The organism is Methylobacterium sp. P1-11, assembly GCF_008329595.1.
Taxonomy (GTDB): domain Bacteria; phylum Pseudomonadota; class Alphaproteobacteria; order Rhizobiales; family Beijerinckiaceae; genus Methylobacterium.
Genome location: NZ_NPKS01000063.1, coordinates 1 through 17,992 on the forward strand (window position 1 = coordinate 1; position 17,992 = coordinate 17,992).

Here is a 17,992-nt window from a genome sequence, read left to right on the forward strand (position 1 = left end):
TCGAGGCGGCCGAGTAGGCCGCGTCACGGTCCCGGCGCCGCCAACAGAGCGCGACACGCCCCCTCTCCCCTGCGGAACCACGTTGGGGCGAGGGACGAGAACGCATCGGATCGGGCATGCCGCGGCGGCGCGTTCCGGTCCGTCCTGAAACCGCACGCCCCAACCCGGCTCTCTGCGAGAGCAGACCTGTCCCACAGGGGCGAGGGGGATCCGCGCCTCGGCGATCGGCCGCGGGGTCACGTCCGGGTCAATACCGCCCGCAGCCCGCCCATGTCCCGTCCCCATCTCGTCTTTTCCGGCGCCGCCCTGTAACGACGGCGCCAACCCTTCCCCGCGAAAAGTCCCACCATGATCTCCTCACCCCTCATGACCGTGATGGTCGATGCCGTACGCAAGGCGGCCCGCGGCCTGCGCCGCGACTACGGCGAGGTCGAGAACCTGCAGGTCTCGCGCAAAGGTCCGGGCGATTTCGTGTCCGCGGCCGACCGCAAGGCCGAGGAGGTGCTGCGCGACGCCCTGATGAAGGCGCGTCCGGGCTACAGCCTCGTGCAGGAGGAGAACGGGATCATCGAGGGGACCGACAAGAGCCACACCTGGCACATCGATCCCCTCGACGGCACCTCGAACTTCCTGCACGGCGTGCCGCATTTCGCGGTCTCGGTGGGGCTCGAGCGCGAGGGCCAGATCGTCGCCGGGGTGATCTTCGATCCGATCAAGGACGAACTGTTCGTCGCCGAACGTGGCAAGGGCGCCTACCTCAACAATCGGCGCCTGCGCGTCTCCGGCCGTCAGGACATGGCGGATGCGCTGGTGGGCTACGGCACGCCCTATCTCGGCCGCGGCAGCCATCCGCGCCTCCTGCGCGAACTCGGCGCCGTCATGGCGGTGGCCGGCGGCACCCGCCGGATGGGCTCGGCGGCCCTCGACATGGCCTATGTCGCCTGCGGGCGCCTCGACGCCTATTGGGAGCGTGACCTCCAGACCTACGATTTCGCCGCCGGCGTGATCCTGGTGCGCGAGTCCGGCGGCTTCGTGACCTCGGCGGACGGTGCGGCCGAGCCGCTGGCGCCCCGCTCGGTTGCCTGCGGCAACGAGGGGCTGCACCGGGAGCTCGTCGCCATCCTCAAGAAGGTTCAGGCGGCCTAATTGCCCGTCCGCCCGGGGCCGCGCAGCGGGGCCCGGATCCAGAGCCGCTGAAGCAGGCGATCCGGCACCGACGGTGTTTCTGGTCTCCAGGCTCGGCTGCTGCGCTCCGGAACGACGGCGCCTCCGGCGCTGGATGCAAGCGGCCTGAGCCGATCGGCATCCCGCCGGAAACTGGTCAGGGCCGCAACCTTCTGCTTTAAGCCCGCGGTTCTCCACGGAAGGCCGAACGCATGGAAGCCCGCCGCCACGTCGCGCTGAAGGAATCGATCCGCTCGATTCCCGACTACCCGAAGCCCGGGATCGTCTTCCGCGACATCACCACGCTGCTCAGCGATCCCCGCGCCTTCCGGCGGGCGGTGGATGCGCTGGTCCATCCCTATGCCGGCGGGCAGGTCCACCAGGTGGCCGGCATCGAGGCCCGGGGCTTCATCCTGGGCGGGGCCATCGCCCACCAGCTCTCCTGCGGCTTCGTGCCGATCCGCAAGAAGGGCAAGCTGCCCCACAAGACCGTGTCGATGGCCTATGCCCTCGAATACGGGACCGACGAGATCGAGATCCACGTCGACGCGGTCAGGCCGGGCGACAAGGTGCTGCTGGTCGACGACCTGATCGCCACCGGCGGCACCGCGATCGCAGCCGTGAACCTGCTGCAGAAGATCGGCGCCGAGATCGTGGCCGCCTGCTTCGTCATCGACCTCCCCGAGATCGGCGGCGCGCAGCGCCTGCGCGACATGGGCGTCGAGGTGCGCACCCTGATGCAGTTCGAGGGTCATTGAGACCGTCGAAACGTTGACTTCGCGGGACCCATCCGCCATAAGCCCGCCACTCGCGACGTGGCGCCCCGCATGGGCGCCCTTCGTGTTTGCAGACAACCAAGGACGCGTGAAGGTCGGGTGCGGCATCAGCCGCCCGCGAGCGCGCCTCGACCTTTGAAGGCTCTGAGCCATGAAGAGAACCTACCAGCCGAGCAAGCTCGTCCGTAAGCGCCGCCACGGTTTCCGTGCGCGCATGGCCACCGCCGGCGGCCGCAAGGTGATCGCGCGCCGTCGCGCCCACGGCCGCAAGCGCCTGTCGGCCTGAGGCCGGATCCTCTCGGGCGCGGACGCCTTCGGGCATCCGCGCCGCGAGGCAAGTGGTATCGGCCGGGATCGAACCATCGATGGCGACGATCGAGCGGCTCAAGAAACGACCCGACTTCCTGGCTGCGGCCGAGGGGCGTCGCTTTCACACCGAGCGCATGACCGCGCAGGGGCGTCTCCGCAACCCGGAGGACTGCCCCGGCCTCCGTCTCGGGTTCACCATCACGAAGCGCGTCGGCCACGCGACGGAGCGCAACCGGATCCGGCGCCGTCTCCGTGCGGCCATCGGGCTGGTCGCGTCCGATCTGCCGGGCGAACTCGCCAGCCTCCCGGCCGACATCGTGCTGATTGCCCGGCGCCCGGCGCTGGACGCCTCCTTCGAGGCACTGGCCGAGGATCTGCGGCGCGCGATCCCGGCGGTCACCCGTCCCGCAGCGCCGCGCGGTGACAGGCCATCCGCTCGACCCGGCGGCCGGCGGTCCAAGACCGCAGCGCCAACCTCATCTCTCCAGCACGATGCGGGCGTAGCCTCCGCGCAGCCCGCGCCCTCCGGCGGCGCCGACATCGGCCCGTCGCAGGGGTGCGACAGAGATCACCGAATCACCGGCGCAAACAGGCCCCGCGGGGCCGGTGCCGGTCCTGATGCCACTCCGAACGCGTGCGGCGGTGTCCCTGATGGGCAATGACAAGACGAACATGTTCGTGGCCATCGGCCTGTCGCTGCTGGTTCTGCTCGGGTGGCAGTACTTCGTGGCCGGCCCGCGCATGGAGCAGCAGCGGCTGATCGAGGCGCAGAACAAGGCCGCCCAGCAGCCCCCGGGCGTGACCCCGGACGGCGTGCCCTCGCCGTCGCCGAAGGAGGGCGGCCCGGCGGCGCCCGTGCCCGGCACGCTGCCGACCGCGCAGGGTGGTCCAATCTCCCGCGAGGCGGCGCTCGCCCGCTCGCCGCGGATCCGCATCGAGACCCCGGCGCTCTCGGGCTCGATTGCCCTGAAGGGCGGCCGCATCGACGACGTCTCGCTGAAGAACTACCACGAGACCGTCGATCCCAAGAGCCCCGAGATCGTGCTGTTCTCGCCGGCCGGCAGCGAGACGCCCTATTACGCCGAGTTCGGCTGGGTCGGCGCCAATGCCGGGCCGCTGCCCACGAACGACACGCTCTGGACCAGCGACGGCAAGACGCTCTCCCCCGGCATGCCCGTGACCCTGACCTGGGACAACGGCGCCGGCCTCGTCTTCAAACGGATCGTCGCCGTCGACGACAAGTACATGTTCACGGTCCGCGAGGAGGTCGAGAACAAGGGCTCGGGCGCGGTGACGCTCTACCCGTACAGCCTCGTCTCCCGTTGGGGTAAACCGCACACCCAGGGCTATTACGTCCTGCACGAGGGCATGATCGGCTATCTCGGCAACGACGGCCTGCAGGAATTCACCTACGACAAGCTCGCCAAGGAGGGCGCCTATGGCGGTGCCAACACCAAGGGCCATGCCTGGACCGGCGTGACCGGCGGCTTCGTCGGCATCACCGACAAATACTGGGCGGCCGCCGCGATCCCCGATCAGGAGGCGCCCTATACCGGCGCCTTCACCGACCGCACCGACGGCACCACCAACGTCTATCAGGCGAGCGTACGCGGCGACGCCGTGAACCTGGCGGCGGGCGCCTCGGCCACTGCGACGCAGCGGCTGTTTGCGGGCGCCAAGGAAGTCAACGTCATCAACAATTACGAGAAGGACCTCGGCATCAAGCACTTCGATCTGATGATCGACTGGGGCTGGTTCTTCTTCATCACCAAGCCGATGTTCCGGGCGCTGGACTTCTTCTACCATCTGCTCGGTAATTTCGGCGTCTCGATCCTGGTGGTGACCTTCTGCCTGAAGCTGCTGTTCCTGCCGATCGCGAATAGGTCCTACGTGTCCATGGCCAAGATGAAGGCCGTGCAGCCCGAGATGGCCGCCATCCGCGAGCGCTACAAGGACGACCGCCTGAAGGCGCAGCAGGCCACGATGGAGCTGTACAAGAAGGAGAAGATCAATCCGGTCGCCGGCTGCTGGCCGGTGCTGATCCAGATCCCGGTCTTCTTCGCGCTCTACAAGGTCCTGTTCATCACCATCGAGATGCGCCACGCGCCGTTCTTCGGCTGGATCCACGACCTCGCGGCGCCGGATCCGACGAGCATCGTGAACCTGTTCGGCCTGCTGCCCTTCCCGGCGCCCGACTTCGTCCATCTGGGCGTCTGGCCGCTGATCATGGGCGTGACCATGTTCGTGCAGATGAAGATGAACCCCGCGCCGCCGGACCCGGTCCAGGCGCAGATCTTCACCTTCATGCCAATCGTGTTCACCTTCATGCTGGGCTCGTTCCCCGCCGGCCTGGTGATCTACTGGGCCTGGAACAACACGCTGTCGGTGATCCAGCAATACGTCATCATGCGGCGGAACGGCGTGAAGGTGGAGTTGTGGGACAACCTGCGATCGACGTTCCGGCGCGGCAACGGCACCAAGACGGCCGCTACCAAGAGCTGACAGGCGGTTTGCCGTGACTGAGACCAACGACGACGCGGCCGACCTCCTGGAGGCCGGCCGCCTGCTCTTTGCCGGCGCCGCCGATTTCTACGCGGCTGCCCAGACCCTCGACCGCCTGCCGCCCATGGACGGCGTCGAGATCGCCTTCGCGGGCCGGTCGAATGTCGGCAAGTCGAGCCTGATCAACGCGCTCACCGGGCGCAACACCCTGGCGCGGACCTCGCACACGCCCGGGCGGACGCAGCAGCTCAACTTCTTCCGGATCGGCGAACGCCTGTCGCTCGTCGACATGCCCGGCTACGGCTATGCGGCCGTCGAGAAGGCCAAGGTCGAGGCCTGGACCCGGCTGATCCATTCCTACCTCAAGGGGCGCGCCAGCCTCGCCCGGGTGTTCATGCTCATCGACGCCCGGCACGGCTTCAAGTCGATCGACACCGACGTGCTCGACGGTCTCGACAAGGCCGCTGTGAGCTATCAGGTCGTGCTGACCAAGGGCGATTCCCTCAAGAAGGGCGAGGTCGCGAGCCGGATCGCCGGGATCGAGGCGGGGCTTGCCAAGCGTCCCGCCGCCTATCCGCAGGTGATCCTCACCTCGAGCCGGGACGATGCCGGCGTGCCGGAGCTGCGGGCGGCGATCGCGAAGCTGCTGGTGGAACGCGGCGCGTGAGGGTCTCGGGCGTCGACCGCGCCCTCGCGGCGCTCGCCTGCCTCGCCGGACTGCTCGGCGTCGCGCTGAGCGCCGCCGCCGCGCATATTCCCGGGGCTGATTCGCTGAAAACGTCAGCGCAGTTCCTGCTGTTCCACGCCCCCGCCATTCTGGCGCTCATCGGCTTGAGCGCCGCCGGCCTGGTCCGGGCCGGTGTTGCCCGGATCGCGGCGGGGTTGCTGGTCCTCGGGCTGATCCTGTTCTGCGGCGACCTCTCGGTGCGCGCGTGGCTCCAGCATCCGCTCTTCCCGATGGCCGCGCCGACGGGCGGCTTCGCCCTGATGGCCGGGTGGCTCGCCGGGATCCTGTGCGCGGTGATACCAGCGCGACGCGGCGCCTGACCCGGGCTCGGCCGGAAGGCCCCCATCATCCCTGCATCACGCCGTTCTCTGCGAGCGTTGCGCCTGACCCGGCCCGGACCTGCAGGAACTCCAGAGCCGGCCCCTGCGCCTCCGAGAAGATGCCGGCGGTGAGCGCGCCGCCGTAGACGGCCGCCGTGTCGAGATTGGTACGGTACCGGCGCACCTCCGGGCGTCCGCTGCGCTGCGGCGTGTGTCCGTGGACCACGTGCCGCCCGAAATCGTGGTCGCCCTCGAGGAACGGCTCGCGGATCCACAGGCGGTCATGCGCATCTGACTCGCGCGCCTCGGAGCCCGGCCGCAGGCCGGCATGCACGTACCACCGGGCGCCGTCACCATGCAGCGTCGGCAGGGCCTCGATCCAGTCGAGGGTGTCCCGCGGTAGGCCGGCGGGATCCCGTGCGCCGAAGGAGTCGAGCGTCGCCTCGCCGCCATTGTACATCCAGTGCGCTGCGGCGCTGCGGGTCTGGAGCGCGTCGAGCAGCATCCGCTCGTGATTGCCCATCAGGCAGACGACGCGCTCGGGCTCGGCCCAGTTCAGGCGGCTGACGGTGCGCAGTACCGCGGCGCTGTCCGGTCCCCGGTCGATGTAATCTCCGAGAAAGACGAGGCGGTAGGCCCGGTCACCGGCATGGTCGGCGATCCGCTCCAGCAGCGCGTCGAGGAGGGCGGCGCAGCCGTGGACGTCGCCGATGGCATAGGTGAGGGGGCCGGAATCCATGTCGCCATCGTCCACCGAGCGACCGGTCTCCGCAAGGCCGACTGGACGGGCGGCGGCTCCCTGCGGCCCCGCAGCCCCACCCTCGCGATGCCGATGTTCCGTGGCAGCCCTGCCCGAGTCCGCCCGGGCGGTCAGTCCTTCGCCACCCGGGCGTAGCGGCCGTCGTAGCGGCCGGCCCGGATCTGGGCGAGAACCTCCTCTTCACGGACCGCCTGCGCCCGCACGGCTTCGAGCAGATCCGCCGCATCACCGGGCGGGACGGTCACGACGCCGTCAGCGTCGCCGACCACCAGGTCGCCCGGGTCCACCGTCCAGCCGCCCACGCAGACCGGAACGTTGATCGCGCCAGGCCCGGTCTTGAACGGGCCGCGCGGAGTCGCGGCGCGGGCATAGCAGGGGAAGTCCGAGGCCGCGAAGGCCGCGGTGTCGCGCACGGCGCCGTCGATCACGAAACCGGCCGCACCCCGGCTCTCGGCGATGGCCTTCATGATGTCGCCGACGAGAGCCCGGCTCGTGTCGCCGCCCCCATCGACGACGATCACGTCGCCGGGTCGGACCTCCTCCAGGGCCTGATGGACGGCCAGGTTGTCGCCGGCCCGGACCCGGACCGTGACGGCCGTGCCGAGAAGCGGCCCGCCCCGATGGAACGGGCGCAGTCCGATCAGGACCGGCATCCGTCCCAAGCAATCGCTGATCGTGGCCGTCGCGACGTCTCGGAAGGCAGCCAGCACGTCCGGATCGACGGAGGGGGGCGGCGGGTTGCGCGTGATGGCGGACATCGGCTGCGACGTCTCCCTGCTGTCGTCGCCCCCGCGCCGTCGCGGCGAATCGGCGGGGCCGCCGGATCCTGCCCGAGGCCGTGCCCGATGTCGCGGCAGGATTCGAGCTCCGTCAGTGCTCGGCGGCCGGAACCGTTCCCGCACCGCCGCCGGTGGCGAGCTTGCGACGGGTATCGGCCTGTCCGCTGGTCGTGCCGAAATAGGTCGCGGAATCGCCGAGCTGCACCGAAGGCTGGCAGCTCGGCGTGCAGGAGAGGGATTCCCGGTCGAGACCGCGTTGCACCGTAATGGTCGAGTCCCGAGACGCCTCGACCCGGATGGTCGTCTCGGCGATCATGGCGCCGCCACTGTCGAGGGCGATCAGATTGGTCGAGCCGAAGCTCTTGCCGGTGAGCACGAGGACGCCGTTCTTCTGCGGCGTCACTTCGGCGATGATCGGATTTCCCACGATGATGGTCGATGTTTTCTCCGGAAGGCGGAGAACCTTGGCATTGTCCACGAGAATGGTCACGACGGGCAGGATTTCGGGTTGCCCGGCCGCCGCGGCGGCGCCCGTCAGCAGGACGACGAAGCCGGCTCGGCCCGCGATCGACAGGATGCGGCGCATCGGATTTCCTCAAGACGGCGGGTGGTGCACGAGATCCGACCCGAAGCCCGAAGCTATCGCACAACCGGTGAAGGAAGCGCTAAGCAAGACCTTATCGCCGTCCTGTGCCGTATCGAAGAAACTAAACTTTCACCAAGCTCGCAACGAGACGGCATTATAGGCCAGTGCAGGATCGATTTAACCGATTTTCAAGGCGTAATCGGCAGTCTGTGTAGGCCGCCGATCGAGAGCTGAAAATTCTTCATCGGTCATCGCGTTAGTTTTCTCTCGCTCTATGTTGATCGAAGGATCACCATCCATGAAGACCCTGTTCACGCGCTTCGCCTCGGACGAGTCGGGTGCCACCGCGATCGAGTACGGGATGATCGCGGCCCTGATTGCCGTGGCCATCATCACCGCGCTGAAGACCGTCGGCAGCAACCTGACCAGCAAGTTCAGCCAGATCTCCGGCAACCTGAACTGATCAGGACGAGTCTGATCTGCGGCAGGTTCGAGACACTCCGGCTCTCCCCGACACTTGGAGAGAGGCGGGGCGGTCTCGGCCGGCCGGGATCGTCGTCGGCGGATCAGTTCCCCGTGACGCGACAGGCTTCGACGAGATGGGCGCCGAGATGGTCGGTTCAGCGACGGCAAGCCTGGGCCTGACGGGTCTGGGGCCTGCAGGATTCGGCCTGCTGATCCTGTTTCCCTTTCTGATGGCTTACGCGGCCGCCAGCGACCTGCTGACCATGTTGATCCCGAACCGGATCTCCCTCGGTCTCGTGGCAGGGTTCGCGCTCCTGGCCCTGACGGGCCCGATGAGCTGGGCCGAGATCGGCTTCCATTGCGGTGCCGGAGCGGTCGTTCTCCTCGTCACCTTCACGCTGTTTGCCTTCGGCGTCATCGGCGGCGGCGATGCGAAGCTCGCGGCCGCCACGGCGCTGTGGCTAGGTTTCGACGGCCTCGGCGACTACCTGCTCGTGGCCTCCCTGTTCGGCGGTGCCCTGACGCTGGGGATCCTGTTCGCGCGGACGCACCCGCTCCCCGTCCGGATCGCGCGTATGCCGTTCGCCCTGCATCTGCACGACGCCAAGACCGGGATCCCGTACGGGATCGCGCTGGCGGGTGCCGCTCTCCTCGTCCTGCCCGAGACCGACGTCTGGACCCTGGCCCTCGCCGGCTGAGTCTGCCGTGATTCAGAGGGTTGGGATCTGGAGCCTCGAGCCCGGCCCAGCTAAAAGTCGCGAATGCCCCTCGCGCTGCTGCGTCGCCCCGATCCCGATCATCTTGAGGTTCAGCACGAGGGGGCCAGCCTCCGGATCGCCCTCCGTCGGCGGCCGACCGCGCGCCGCATCACCCTGCGCGTCTCGGCCGCCACAGGCGAGGCGGTGATCACCCTGCCGAGCCGCACCGCGATCAACACCGCCCAGCGTTTCGCGGCCAGCCATGCCGGCTGGATCGCGGCGCGCCTGGCCCGTGTACCCGCCCGGGTGGAATTCGCGCCCGGGGCCAGCCTTCCGTTCCGCGGCGAGGCCCACCGTATCAGCCAACGCGACACACGCAGCGGTCCGGTCCGTGTCGAGTGCCTGGACGGTGAGCCGGTGATCTCGGTCTCCTGCGACGCAGCCCATGTGTCGCGCCGGGTCCGCGACTTCCTGGCCCGGGAGGCGAAGCGCGACCTCGCCGAGGCGATCGAGCGTTACGCGACGCCGCTCGGGCAGCGGCCGGTCCGCGTCACGCTGCGCGACACCCGCAGCCGGTGGGGATCCTGCACGTCCCGCGGCGAGCTGAACTTCTCGTGGCGCCTGATCCTCGCACCGCCGATGGTGCTCGATTATCTGGTCGCGCACGAGATGGCCCATCTGCGCGAGATGAACCACTCTCCCCGCTTCTGGTCGCTCGTTCACGGGCTCTGCCCGAACACAGACGCCGCCGAAGCCTGGCTCAAGCGTCACGGCACGGGCCTGCATCGCTACGGCTGAGCCGTGGGACTAGGAAGGGTCGGTCCCGCGTCAGCCCTTGGCGCGGAGCACCCGCTGGCGCGCCACGGCGTCCGCCGGCCAGCTCGGTCGGGGATCGACCTCGCCGGGATTGAGGGTGCGCGGTGCGACGCTGTCGCAGATCTCCCGCTGGCGGATGATCACGGGATTGCCGAACGCGTCACGCCGCCGGACCAGGCCGCCATCCCGGCAATAGCCGGCGATCGCCGCCTGCCCGTTGCGCCGGCCGTAGGGGTTCACCGCCACGGGCGGATGCTCGACCACCAGCGTGTCGGTGTGGTTGAGCGAGCGCTCGATATAGGTGGTCTCTCCGACCGGCAGGGACTGGGCCCCGGCCTGCCCGAGGGTGGCCATCAAGCAGGCGGCCGAGAGAGTGAGCGGGCGCATCACGGCATCAGGATCCGGCGCTGGAGGAGTGTTGGGACTCTATCTAAGCCTATGACACCCGCGCGGGTAGCGCCGACGGGCAACACCGCGCCCGCATCGCTTGACAGCGCAGGCCCGGCCATGGTCGGAACACGCCCGATTGTACGGCTCCCGCCGATCCTCGGCCGGAGCGTTCCGAAGGGATCGGTGGTGCCGCTTCACGCGAGGCTCGTTCGTTTCCGGCGTGCCGTCCGGCGCGCCGCGCTGCCGGTATGCCTCGCCCTCGCGGCGGCGGCCCTCGCGCCCGCCGGGCCGGCCGCAGCTCAGGGCATGGTGCGCAAGACCTTCGACGATTGGCAGCTGCGCTGCGAGACGCCGGCCGGCGCGAAGGCCGAGCAATGCGCCCTCGTCCAGTATCTCGCCGCCGAGGACCGCCCGAACCTGACGCTCGTCGTGATCGTCCTGAAGACGGCCGACAATCGCGGTTACCTTCTGCGGGTGGTGGCGCCGCTGGGCGTCCTCCTGCCCTCCGGCCTCGGCCTCAAGATCGACCAGACCGATATCGGCCGCGCGGGCTTCGTCCGCTGCCTCACCACCGGGTGCGTGGCCGAGGTCGTGATGGACGACGGCCTGATCCGCCAGTTCAAGAGCGGCACGCAGGCTACCTTCATCGTGTTCCAGACGCCGGAGGAAGGCGTCGGCATCCCGCTGTCGATGAAGGGCTTCGCGGCCGGGTTCGACAGCCTGAAATGACGGTGCCGCTCGGGAGCCGTGTGATGATCGGATATCGGGACAGGATTCTGACACCCTCCCCGGACGCCGGCCGGTTGCCGGCCGTGCTCCGGCTGGGCGGGATCGTGCTCCTCCTGTCCCTGGCCGCCGCGGCGCCGTGTCGGGCCGAGGAGGGCAACATCTTCTCGAACCTGTTCAAGTACGGCGGCACGACGGTACCGCCGTCGCAACCCGAGACCCTCGAGCCGCCCTATTGCCCGCCGGTCGAGGTCGCCGAGGGCGCCGCCGCCTCGCGCACCCTCGCGGGCGATACGGTGCGCACCCAGTTCTCCCTCGGTCGTCTCGCCCGCGAATGCACGCGACGTCAGGATGGCTCGATCACCGTCAAGGCGGGCGCCGAAGTCAACGTCTTGCTCGGCCCGGCGGGGGCGCCGGGCCGGTTCGATGTGCCGGTGACGTTCCAGATCCGCTACAACGGCAAGGTCGTTTCGAGCCGGGTCGAGCGCGCCAGCGTGGTCGTCGGTCCGGGTGAGGCGCAGGGCTTCGCCACGATCGTGGCCGACGAGCTTCAGGTCCCGGCCGCGATGACGGCCGATTACGACATCGCGGTGGGTGTCGGCGCCGGCAAGGGGGCCGGCGGGAAGCCCGTCGCGAAACCGCGCCGCCGTAAACCGGCAGTCGCCGCGGCACCCGCAGGCGGAGGCGACGCTGCCCAGTGACGCCGCGGCGCGCCTCGGCGATCCGACCCGACTGACCGCCAAACCCGGCCGCGGCGCGTTCTGGCTCGGTCGGGAGACGCGGTTCCGCCTCGAACCGGCGGCCGATTCCGAATTCGATCGCCGGCTCGTGCTCCCCGATCACCCTGTCGGCTGGATCGTGCTGAGCTATAGCGGCGATCCCACGGCACCGCCCCAGCGCCCGATCCTCCGCGTCCTGCGTGGCGCGGACGATGCCGTTCAAGACTTCGTCCTGCCCGGCGCCGCGCAGGGGCTTGCCCACTGGCTCGGGCTGATCCCACCGGACGCGCGGGAGATCCGCCTCTCAACCGGTGCCGATTTCACCTTGGAGCGGGTCGGCGCGCGGCGCGAGACCGGGGTGCTCGCGCAGTGCCTCCTCCGCCGGCCCTGGCGCTGCGTCGCCGCGCTCTACGAGCGCGCCCGCGGCTCGGAACGGCGCTACCGCGACATCCTGCGGGGTGCCTGCGCGGTGACGCCGATGAGCCGGTTCCCGTCCTGGGCTGCCACCCGGACCAGACCTATCCGCATCGCACCCTCTGCCCTGCGAATCCGCTGTGTTCTGCTCGCGCGACCCGGCGAGGTGGCGGCGCTCTCGGCCACGCGCGACGCGCTGGCCGCACAGACCCTGCGCCCCGAGTCGGTCTGCGTCGCCTGGGCGGGCGCGGCGCCCGTGTCGGGCGCTGGACAGATGTCGCACCGTGCCTGGGACGAGGCTGCCTGTCTTGCGGATGATCTCGGCGCGGCCGATGCCCTGTGCCTGCTGCGTCCCGGCGACGTTCCGGAGCCCGAGGCTCTGGCGCTCCTGGGTCAGGCGCTGTCGGAATCCGACATCGCCTACGGCGACGCGATCGGCCCCGACCGTCGCCCGCAGCTGAAGCCGGATTGGAGCCCGGACTTCGCCTTGGCGACCGGGTATCCGGGGTTTCCGCTGCTTCTGTCGGGGACATGGCTTTCCACGTCTTTTGCGCGCCCCGCCGGCCCGCTGGCCGAAATCGCCTCGGCCGTGGTGGTCGCCGCGGTGACCAGCGCTGCGCGGGTGGCCCATGTCCCGCGGATCCTCGCCCGCACCGTCGGCGATGGCCTCGACCCCCCCACACGTGCCGCTTCCCTAGACACCGCCCGGTCCCTGGAAGCTCTGGCGCTCCGCGCCGAAATCCACGGCGGCGCCGTTCGAGTGGAGTGGCCTCTTGCGGATCCGGCGCCGCTGGTGAGCGTCGTGATCCCGTCGCGCGACCGCCTCGACCTGATCACCCGCGTCTGCCGCGGGGTGCTTCACGAGACGGCCTACCCGTCGATCGAGTTGATCATCGTCGACAACGGATCCACCGATCCCGCGGTGCTCGAGCATTACGCGACGCTGCGCGGCGATGCGCGCGTGCGGATCCTCATGGATCCGCAACCCTTCAATTTCGCCGCGATGGTCAATGCCGGCGTAGCCGTGGCGTCGGGCGCGGTCGTGGTGCTGCTCAACAATGATGTCGCCGTGCTGGAGCCCGGCTGGCTCGAAGCCATGGTCCGGCAGGCCTGCCGGCCGAATGTCGGTGCCGTCGGGGCGAAGCTCCTCTATGGCGACGGCACCCTGCAGCATGTCGGAGTCGTCGTGGGTCTCGGCGGCCGGGCGGGGCACATCCTGCGCCGCCGTCCCGGTGATACGCCGGGCCATCTCGGCCGTCTGCGCGTGGCGCACGAGGTCTCGGCGGTGACCGCCGCCTGCCTCGCCGTCGCGCGGGAGAAATACCTGGCGGTGGGGGGCTTCGACGCCGAGGCCTTCCCGGTCGATTTCAACGACGTGGATTTCTGCCTGCGCCTTGGCGCCGCCGGCTGGAAGACGGTCTGGACCCCGGCAGCGACCCTGGCCCACCTCGAATCCGTCAGCCGCGGCCCATCGGTCGGCGCCAAGCGCGCCCGGTTCGAGCAGGAGGCGGCCCGCTTCTCCGAGCGCTGGCGCGCGGTGATCCGGCACGATCCGTTCTACCATCCGGCCCTGTCGCTCACGACCTTCGGCGAGGATCTGGAATGACGCCGCCGTCGGGCCGCGCATCGGGCCACGACGGTGTGCCGTATCTCGGATCCTCGCGCCGCTCCTGGCGCGGGCTTGTCGGCATGCTGCGCCATATCCTGGCCCATCCCCGGGCTGCCGCCGCGATCATGCGGGCCGGGCTCATGGGGAAGCGGCTGCGTGCCCGGCAAGCGCTCGCGGCCCTGACCGGCATCGACCACCGGCTCGGCCTGCCGCCCGTGATTCTCGACCGCTTCCCGTCGGCATCGCCCGGTGAGGCCGACGCGGTCCGTCTGATCGGCGACGGCATCCTCGTGCACGGCGCAGCCGAGCGGATCGCTGCCGTCTTCGCCGCCGAGCCCGACCTCCAGGCCCTGTATGGCGATGCCCTCGTGCAGGAGCGGCCCGGCGGTGCGGTGCTGCCGTTTCTTCCTCCGGCCTTCGATGCCGACCGGCTCGCGGCGTTCGACTATCTCGGGCCCGTTCTGGCCTGCCGGCGCGGCGCCCTCGACCCGGCCGCCGAGCCCGGAAGCCCGGCCGACGCCGCCTTCCGGATCGCCGAGCGCTTCGGGCCCGGCGCCGTCGGCCATGTCCCGGAGATTCTGTCGGTGCGGCGCGCTGGACCTTCGGCGGCACCACCGGCAGGCGGGCGCGCGCGCCCGCCCCATGACGCGGTCGTGCGTGGTCACCTCGACCGAACGGGGCGGTCGACCGCTTTGGTCGCCGTGGGGCCCGACAGACTCGTGCAGGTCGAGCATCCCCTTCCCGAGATCCGGCCCCTGGCCAGCCTGATCGTGCCGACCCGCGATCGCCTGGATCTCCTGCGCCCCTGTCTCGAGAGCCTGCGGCACTGCACTGACTGGCCATCGACCGAGATCCTGGTCTGCGACAACGACAGCCGCGAGCCGGAGACGCTCGCCTATCTGCGCGCGCTTGAGGGGGAGGGGAGGGGGCACGTCGTGCCCTGTCCCGGGCCGTTCAACTTCGCCGCCATGAACAACGCTGCGGCGGCTCGCGCCCGCGGGCGGCTCCTGGTCTTCATCAACAACGACGTCGAGGCTTTCCAGCCCGACTGGCTGTCCCGCATGGCCCGGGAAGCCCTCCGCCCGGATGTGGGGGCCGTGGGCGCCAAGCTCCTCGACGGCGAGGGCCGGATCCAGCACGGCGGGATCGTGCTCGGAACCGGCGGCCTCGTCACCCACGGGCATCGCCATTTCCCGGGCGACGCCCCCGGTTACCTTGCGGCGTTACGCGTCACCCACACGGTGTCGGCGGTCACCGCCGCCTGCCTGGCCGTCGAGGCGGACAAGTTCCGGGCGGTCGGCGGCTTCGACGACGCGGTCTTCGCCGTCGACTTCAACGACGTCGATCTCTGCCTGCGCCTCAACGCGGCCGGCTACCGGACGCTGCTGGTTCCCGGGGCGGTGCTGCACCATCGCGAGGCGGCGAGCCGCCGCTGGACCCCGGAGGCCCGCGCCCGCCACGCGCGCGAGATCGCGGCGCTAAAAAAGCGATGGGGGCCGCTGCTGGTGCAGGACCCCCATTATCACCCGGGTTTCGACCCGGACTTGTCGACCCATGCCCGGCTGCGGCCGGGCTTTCCGGAGGCGGGGCCGGCGCCTCTGCGCCGCCCGCCCGCCTGACGGTCCTACTGGACGAGGCGCGGGCCGCTGCCCTGGACCTTCTCGTTCTCCGACATGATGCCGAGCCGCTTGGCGACCTCGGTGTAGGCCTCGATCAGGCCGCCGAGATCCTTGCGGAACCGGTCCTTGTCGAGCTTGTCCGAGGATTTGATGTCCCAAAGCCGGCACGAATCCGGGGAGATCTCGTCGGCCACCACAATGCGCATCATGTCGCCTTCCCAGAGGCGGCCGGTCTCGATCTTGAAGTCGACGAGCCGGATGCCGACGCCGAGGAAGAGGCCCGACAGGAAGTCGTTGACGCGGATCGCCAGCGCCATGATGTCGTCGATCTCCTGAGGCGTCGCCCAGCCGAAGGCCGTGATATGCTCCTCGGAGACCATCGGGTCGTTGAGCGCGTCGTTCTTGTAATAGAACTCGATGATCGAGCGCGGCAGCTGGGTGCCTTCCTCCAGGCCCAGCCGCGTCGCCAGCGAGCCGGCCGCGACGTTGCGCACCACCACCTCTAGGGGGATGATCTCGACTTCGCGGATCAGCTGCTCGCGCATGTTCAGCCGGCGAATGAAATGTGTCGGCACGCCGATATCGTTGAGGTGCTGGAAGACGAACTCGGAGATCCGGTTGTTCAGCACGCCCTTGCCGTCGATGACCTCGTGCTTCTTCGCGTTGAAGGCCGTCGCGTCATCCTTGAAGTGCTGGATGAGCGTGCCGGGCTCCGGCCCCTCGTAGAGGACCTTCGCCTTGCCCTCGTAGATGCGACGGCGGCGGTTCATAGGCGTGTACCGTGGTTTGAGGAAGTCCATGGGCCGAGGCTCCTAATGCGCGACGATTGGGAGGAATCCGCGGCGCGGCGACCGGACGCGAGGTCGGGCCGCCGGACGGCCTCTGCCCGAGGGCCCCGGCGACCGGCCGCCAAACTAGCGGAAGCGGGCTTCCAGCACAACGCGTTAGCCCGCAGGGCGGGATTGCGGAGGCCGGTCCGGACGTGGCCGGAACGGGGTTTGCGGTCCCGCCGGCATCCGGAATCGGCCTGTTACGCCGTCGTCTTGGACGGGTAGCGGCAGAGGTCGGCAATGAGGCAGCGCGGGCATTCGGGCTTGCGCGCCTTGCAGGTGTAGCGGCCGTGCAGAATCAGCCAGTGATGGGCGTGCAGGCGATAGGGTTCCGGCACGCGCGCCTCGAGTCCGGCCTGGACCTTGTCGGTGTTCGTGCCGAGGACGAGCGGGATTCGGTTCGAGACCCGGAAGATATGGGTGTCGACGGCGATCCGCGGAACCCCGAAGGCGATGTTCAGCACGACGCTCGCGGTCTTGGCGCCGACGCCGGGCAGAACCTGCAGGGCCTCCAGGCTCGCCGGGACCGTGCCGCCATGCTCCTCCACGAGGATCCGCGAGAGCGCCACGACGTTCTTGGCCTTGGTGTTGAACAGCCCGATCGTCCGCACGAAGGCGCGGATGCGCTCCTCGCCGAGCTCCAGCATCTTCTGCGGGGTGTCGGCGACCGCGAAGAGCGGACCCGTGGCGAGATTGACCCCGCGATCTGTCGCCTGCGCCGAGAGCACGACGGCAACCAGGAGCGTGAATGGGTTGACGTAGTGGAGCTCGCCCTTCGGCTCCGGCTCGGCCGCATGGAAGCGGCGGAAGATCTCGGCGAGGGTCACGGCATCGACGGCCTCGGGGGCCGTCTCCACATGCGCGGAGACCGCCGCCCTGATCGGGCCGCCGAGGCGAGCCGAGGCAGCGCTGATCGGGATGCTCTTATCCGCCTTCCTGGATGCGGCTGCGGGCGGGGCTTTCGCCCGGCCCGCGGTACCGCGACCGGCGCGAACCGTCACGGGAGGGGGAGTCTTTCTGGCGGACATCGGCGCGTTATATGGATCGCATGGCGAGCGGCAATCCATCCGTCCACCCCTACGGCCTCGATCCGGATACGATCGACCGGCCCGTCTTCACAGCGACGATCCGGCCCCATCAATCCCTGAGCCGGCGCGGCTTCCGGGTGGTCATGACCGGCTGCTGCGCGGTCTCGCTCGCCGTCTCGATCTGGGCCTGGCGCATGGGGTTCTGGCCGGTGGCGGGGTTCTTCGGCCTCGACATGATGGCGATCTACGTGGCGCTGAAGGTGAGCTTCCGCCGGGGCCGGTCCTTCGAGGAGGTCATGATCTCGCAGATCGAGATCCTGCTCGCTCGGGTCAGCCACCGGGGTGAGCGGCGCGAATGGCGCTTCAATCCGCTCTGGACCAAGCTCGAGACGGTGGAGGATGACGAGTACGGCCTTCAGCGCCTGACCCTGGTCTCGCGCCGGCAGCAGGCGCTCGTGGCACGGGATGCCGGGCCGGACGAGCGGGCCCGCGTCGCGCAGGGGCTCAGCGCGGCGCTCGCACAGGTCAAGAAGGGTTACTAAAGCGACCTCCGACGTCGTCTTCGCCGCACGGGCGCTGTGCGCGCCTCGGCCGGGACGCCGCCGCGAAAAAAAGCGCACGTGCCTGGAACGAGGCTGTTGACGGGCCGGATGGGCGGCCGTATACCCCGGTTCATCGGCGCCGGCCGCGGAAGTGGACCGGGCGCTGAGCCATCTTCTGACAAGCGGCGGGACTGGCCGGCGAAGTAGCCGGGT

The 17,992-nt window shown here is 69.7% G+C and carries 21 protein-coding genes; 15 read left to right on the top strand and 6 right to left on the bottom strand.

What is annotated here, in order from left to right:
* The first annotated feature begins 348 nt into the window (after nt 1-348).
* From CIW48_RS31935 to CIW48_RS31965, 7 genes are all read left to right on the top strand, one after another.
* Complete coding sequence (locus tag CIW48_RS31935) at nt 349-1,146, top strand: inositol monophosphatase family protein (protein ID WP_173009471.1); 798 nt, start codon at nt 349-351, stop codon at nt 1,144-1,146.
* Nucleotides 1,147-1,376: 230 nt separating this feature from the next.
* Nucleotides 1,377-1,922, top strand: coding sequence for an adenine phosphoribosyltransferase (locus CIW48_RS31940; RefSeq protein WP_149314374.1), 546 nt, complete (start codon nt 1,377-1,379; stop codon nt 1,920-1,922).
* Nucleotides 1,923-2,091: 169 nt separating this feature from the next.
* On the top strand, nt 2,092-2,226 hold the full coding sequence (rpmH, locus tag CIW48_RS31945; RefSeq protein ID WP_007558110.1) for a 50S ribosomal protein L34: 135 nt from the start codon (nt 2,092-2,094) through the stop codon (nt 2,224-2,226).
* 79 nt (nt 2,227-2,305) lie between these two features.
* Nucleotides 2,306-2,911, top strand: a complete 606-nt coding sequence (rnpA, locus tag CIW48_RS31950) for a ribonuclease P protein component (protein ID WP_149314375.1) — start codon at nt 2,306-2,308, stop codon at nt 2,909-2,911.
* A complete protein-coding gene (gene yidC / locus CIW48_RS31955) occupies nt 2,901-4,751 on the top strand; it encodes a membrane protein insertase YidC (protein WP_149314376.1) in 1,851 nt (616 codons plus the stop codon). The genes rnpA and yidC overlap by 11 nt, the downstream gene beginning before the upstream one ends.
* A gap of 13 nt (nt 4,752-4,764) precedes the next feature.
* Nucleotides 4,765-5,418: a ribosome biogenesis GTP-binding protein YihA/YsxC gene (gene yihA, locus CIW48_RS31960; RefSeq protein WP_091789539.1), complete on the top strand. Its 654-nt coding sequence runs from the start codon at nt 4,765-4,767 to the stop codon at nt 5,416-5,418.
* Nucleotides 5,415-5,798: a DUF423 domain-containing protein gene (locus tag CIW48_RS31965; protein ID WP_149314377.1), complete on the top strand. Its 384-nt coding sequence runs from the start codon at nt 5,415-5,417 to the stop codon at nt 5,796-5,798. The genes yihA and CIW48_RS31965 overlap by 4 nt, the downstream gene beginning before the upstream one ends.
* A 25-nt stretch (nt 5,799-5,823) precedes the next feature.
* Here the strand turns inward: CIW48_RS31965 and CIW48_RS31970 are convergent, their stop codons facing one another.
* From CIW48_RS31970 to CIW48_RS31980, 3 genes are all read right to left on the bottom strand, one after another.
* Nucleotides 5,824-6,537 (bottom strand): metallophosphoesterase family protein, encoded by a 714-nt coding sequence (locus CIW48_RS31970; protein WP_149314387.1) that lies wholly within the window; start codon nt 6,535-6,537, stop codon nt 5,824-5,826.
* Between the two features lie 131 nt (nt 6,538-6,668).
* Entirely contained in the window at nt 6,669-7,316 is a 648-nt protein-coding gene (locus CIW48_RS31975) for an RraA family protein (RefSeq protein WP_149314378.1), read from the bottom strand.
* Nucleotides 7,317-7,428: 112 nt separating this feature from the next.
* Entirely contained in the window at nt 7,429-7,923 is a 495-nt protein-coding gene (locus CIW48_RS31980) for a pilus assembly protein N-terminal domain-containing protein (protein ID WP_091789551.1), read from the bottom strand.
* 298 nt (nt 7,924-8,221) lie between these two features.
* On the opposite strand from CIW48_RS31980, the gene CIW48_RS31985 reads away from it, so the two are divergent.
* The 3 genes from CIW48_RS31985 (at nt 8,222) to CIW48_RS31995 (ending at nt 9,884) form a co-directional block, all read left to right on the top strand.
* A complete protein-coding gene (locus tag CIW48_RS31985) occupies nt 8,222-8,386 on the top strand; it encodes a Flp family type IVb pilin (protein ID WP_091789554.1) in 165 nt (54 codons plus the stop codon).
* Nucleotides 8,387-8,534: 148 nt separating this feature from the next.
* Complete coding sequence (locus CIW48_RS31990; RefSeq protein ID WP_173009472.1) at nt 8,535-9,086, top strand: prepilin peptidase; 552 nt, start codon at nt 8,535-8,537, stop codon at nt 9,084-9,086.
* A gap of 63 nt (nt 9,087-9,149) precedes the next feature.
* On the top strand, nt 9,150-9,884 hold the full coding sequence (locus CIW48_RS31995) for a SprT family zinc-dependent metalloprotease (protein WP_149314380.1): 735 nt from the start codon (nt 9,150-9,152) through the stop codon (nt 9,882-9,884).
* Nucleotides 9,885-9,914: 30 nt separating this feature from the next.
* On the opposite strand, the gene CIW48_RS32000 is transcribed toward CIW48_RS31995, so the two are convergent.
* Entirely contained in the window at nt 9,915-10,289 is a 375-nt protein-coding gene (locus CIW48_RS32000; protein WP_149314381.1) for a hypothetical protein, read from the bottom strand.
* A 186-nt stretch (nt 10,290-10,475) separates the two neighbouring features.
* On the opposite strand from CIW48_RS32000, the gene CIW48_RS32005 reads away from it, so the two are divergent.
* The 4 genes from CIW48_RS32005 (at nt 10,476) to CIW48_RS32020 (ending at nt 15,379) form a co-directional block, all read left to right on the top strand.
* Nucleotides 10,476-11,021: an invasion associated locus B family protein gene (locus tag CIW48_RS32005; RefSeq protein WP_091789567.1), complete on the top strand. Its 546-nt coding sequence runs from the start codon at nt 10,476-10,478 to the stop codon at nt 11,019-11,021.
* Nucleotides 11,022-11,044: 23 nt separating this feature from the next.
* On the top strand, nt 11,045-11,719 hold the full coding sequence (locus CIW48_RS32010; protein WP_149314382.1) for a hypothetical protein: 675 nt from the start codon (nt 11,045-11,047) through the stop codon (nt 11,717-11,719).
* 127 nt (nt 11,720-11,846) lie between these two features.
* The gene (locus tag CIW48_RS32015) at nt 11,847-13,757 is read left to right on the top strand and encodes a glycosyltransferase (protein ID WP_149314383.1); all 1,911 of its coding nucleotides are present in this window, start codon (nt 11,847-11,849) and stop codon (nt 13,755-13,757) included.
* Nucleotides 13,754-15,379, top strand: coding sequence for a glycosyltransferase (locus tag CIW48_RS32020; RefSeq protein ID WP_149314384.1), 1,626 nt, complete (start codon nt 13,754-13,756; stop codon nt 15,377-15,379). The genes CIW48_RS32015 and CIW48_RS32020 overlap by 4 nt, the downstream gene beginning before the upstream one ends.
* Nucleotides 15,380-15,384: 5 nt before the next feature.
* Here CIW48_RS32020 and purC read toward each other — a convergent pair whose 3' ends face one another.
* Both purC and nth read right to left on the bottom strand, forming a co-directional pair.
* Complete coding sequence (purC, locus tag CIW48_RS32025; RefSeq protein WP_091789573.1) at nt 15,385-16,179, bottom strand: phosphoribosylaminoimidazolesuccinocarboxamide synthase; 795 nt, start codon at nt 16,177-16,179, stop codon at nt 15,385-15,387.
* A gap of 230 nt (nt 16,180-16,409) precedes the next feature.
* Nucleotides 16,410-17,237: an endonuclease III gene (gene nth, locus CIW48_RS32030; protein WP_246695516.1), complete on the bottom strand. Its 828-nt coding sequence runs from the start codon at nt 17,235-17,237 to the stop codon at nt 16,410-16,412.
* 20 nt (nt 17,238-17,257) lie between these two features.
* On the opposite strand from nth, the gene CIW48_RS32035 reads away from it, so the two are divergent.
* Nucleotides 17,258-17,779, top strand: coding sequence for a DUF2244 domain-containing protein (locus CIW48_RS32035; protein WP_149314385.1), 522 nt, complete (start codon nt 17,258-17,260; stop codon nt 17,777-17,779).
* Nucleotides 17,780-17,992: the final 213 nt, after the last annotated feature.

Excerpts from the sequence above, each read along its gene's own strand:
- CIW48_RS31935 (WP_173009471.1), top strand. The coding sequence starts at position 349 with ATGATCTCCTCACCCCTCATGACCGTGATGGTCGATGCCGTACGCAAG.
- CIW48_RS31940 (WP_149314374.1), top strand. The coding sequence starts at position 1,377 with ATGGAAGCCCGCCGCCACGTCGCGCTGAAGGAATCGATCCGCTCGATT.
- rpmH (WP_007558110.1), top strand. The coding sequence starts at position 2,092 with ATGAAGAGAACCTACCAGCCGAGCAAGCTCGTCCGTAAGCGCCGCCAC.
- rnpA (WP_149314375.1), top strand. The coding sequence starts at position 2,306 with ATGGCGACGATCGAGCGGCTCAAGAAACGACCCGACTTCCTGGCTGCG.
- yidC (WP_149314376.1), top strand. The coding sequence starts at position 2,901 with ATGGGCAATGACAAGACGAACATGTTCGTGGCCATCGGCCTGTCGCTG.
- CIW48_RS31970 (WP_149314387.1), bottom strand. The coding sequence starts at position 6,537 with ATGGATTCCGGCCCCCTCACCTATGCCATCGGCGACGTCCACGGCTGC.
- CIW48_RS31975 (WP_149314378.1), bottom strand. The coding sequence starts at position 7,316 with ATGTCCGCCATCACGCGCAACCCGCCGCCCCCCTCCGTCGATCCGGAC.
- CIW48_RS31980 (WP_091789551.1), bottom strand. The coding sequence starts at position 7,923 with ATGCGCCGCATCCTGTCGATCGCGGGCCGAGCCGGCTTCGTCGTCCTG.
- CIW48_RS31985 (WP_091789554.1), top strand. The coding sequence starts at position 8,222 with ATGAAGACCCTGTTCACGCGCTTCGCCTCGGACGAGTCGGGTGCCACC.
- CIW48_RS31990 (WP_173009472.1), top strand. The coding sequence starts at position 8,535 with ATGGTCGGTTCAGCGACGGCAAGCCTGGGCCTGACGGGTCTGGGGCCT.
- CIW48_RS31995 (WP_149314380.1), top strand. The coding sequence starts at position 9,150 with ATGCCCCTCGCGCTGCTGCGTCGCCCCGATCCCGATCATCTTGAGGTT.
- CIW48_RS32000 (WP_149314381.1), bottom strand. The coding sequence starts at position 10,289 with ATGCGCCCGCTCACTCTCTCGGCCGCCTGCTTGATGGCCACCCTCGGG.
- CIW48_RS32010 (WP_149314382.1), top strand. The coding sequence starts at position 11,045 with ATGATCGGATATCGGGACAGGATTCTGACACCCTCCCCGGACGCCGGC.
- CIW48_RS32020 (WP_149314384.1), top strand. The coding sequence starts at position 13,754 with ATGACGCCGCCGTCGGGCCGCGCATCGGGCCACGACGGTGTGCCGTAT.
- purC (WP_091789573.1), bottom strand. The coding sequence starts at position 16,179 with ATGGACTTCCTCAAACCACGGTACACGCCTATGAACCGCCGCCGTCGC.
- nth (WP_246695516.1), bottom strand. The coding sequence starts at position 17,237 with ATGTCCGCCAGAAAGACTCCCCCTCCCGTGACGGTTCGCGCCGGTCGC.
- CIW48_RS32035 (WP_149314385.1), top strand. The coding sequence starts at position 17,258 with ATGGCGAGCGGCAATCCATCCGTCCACCCCTACGGCCTCGATCCGGAT.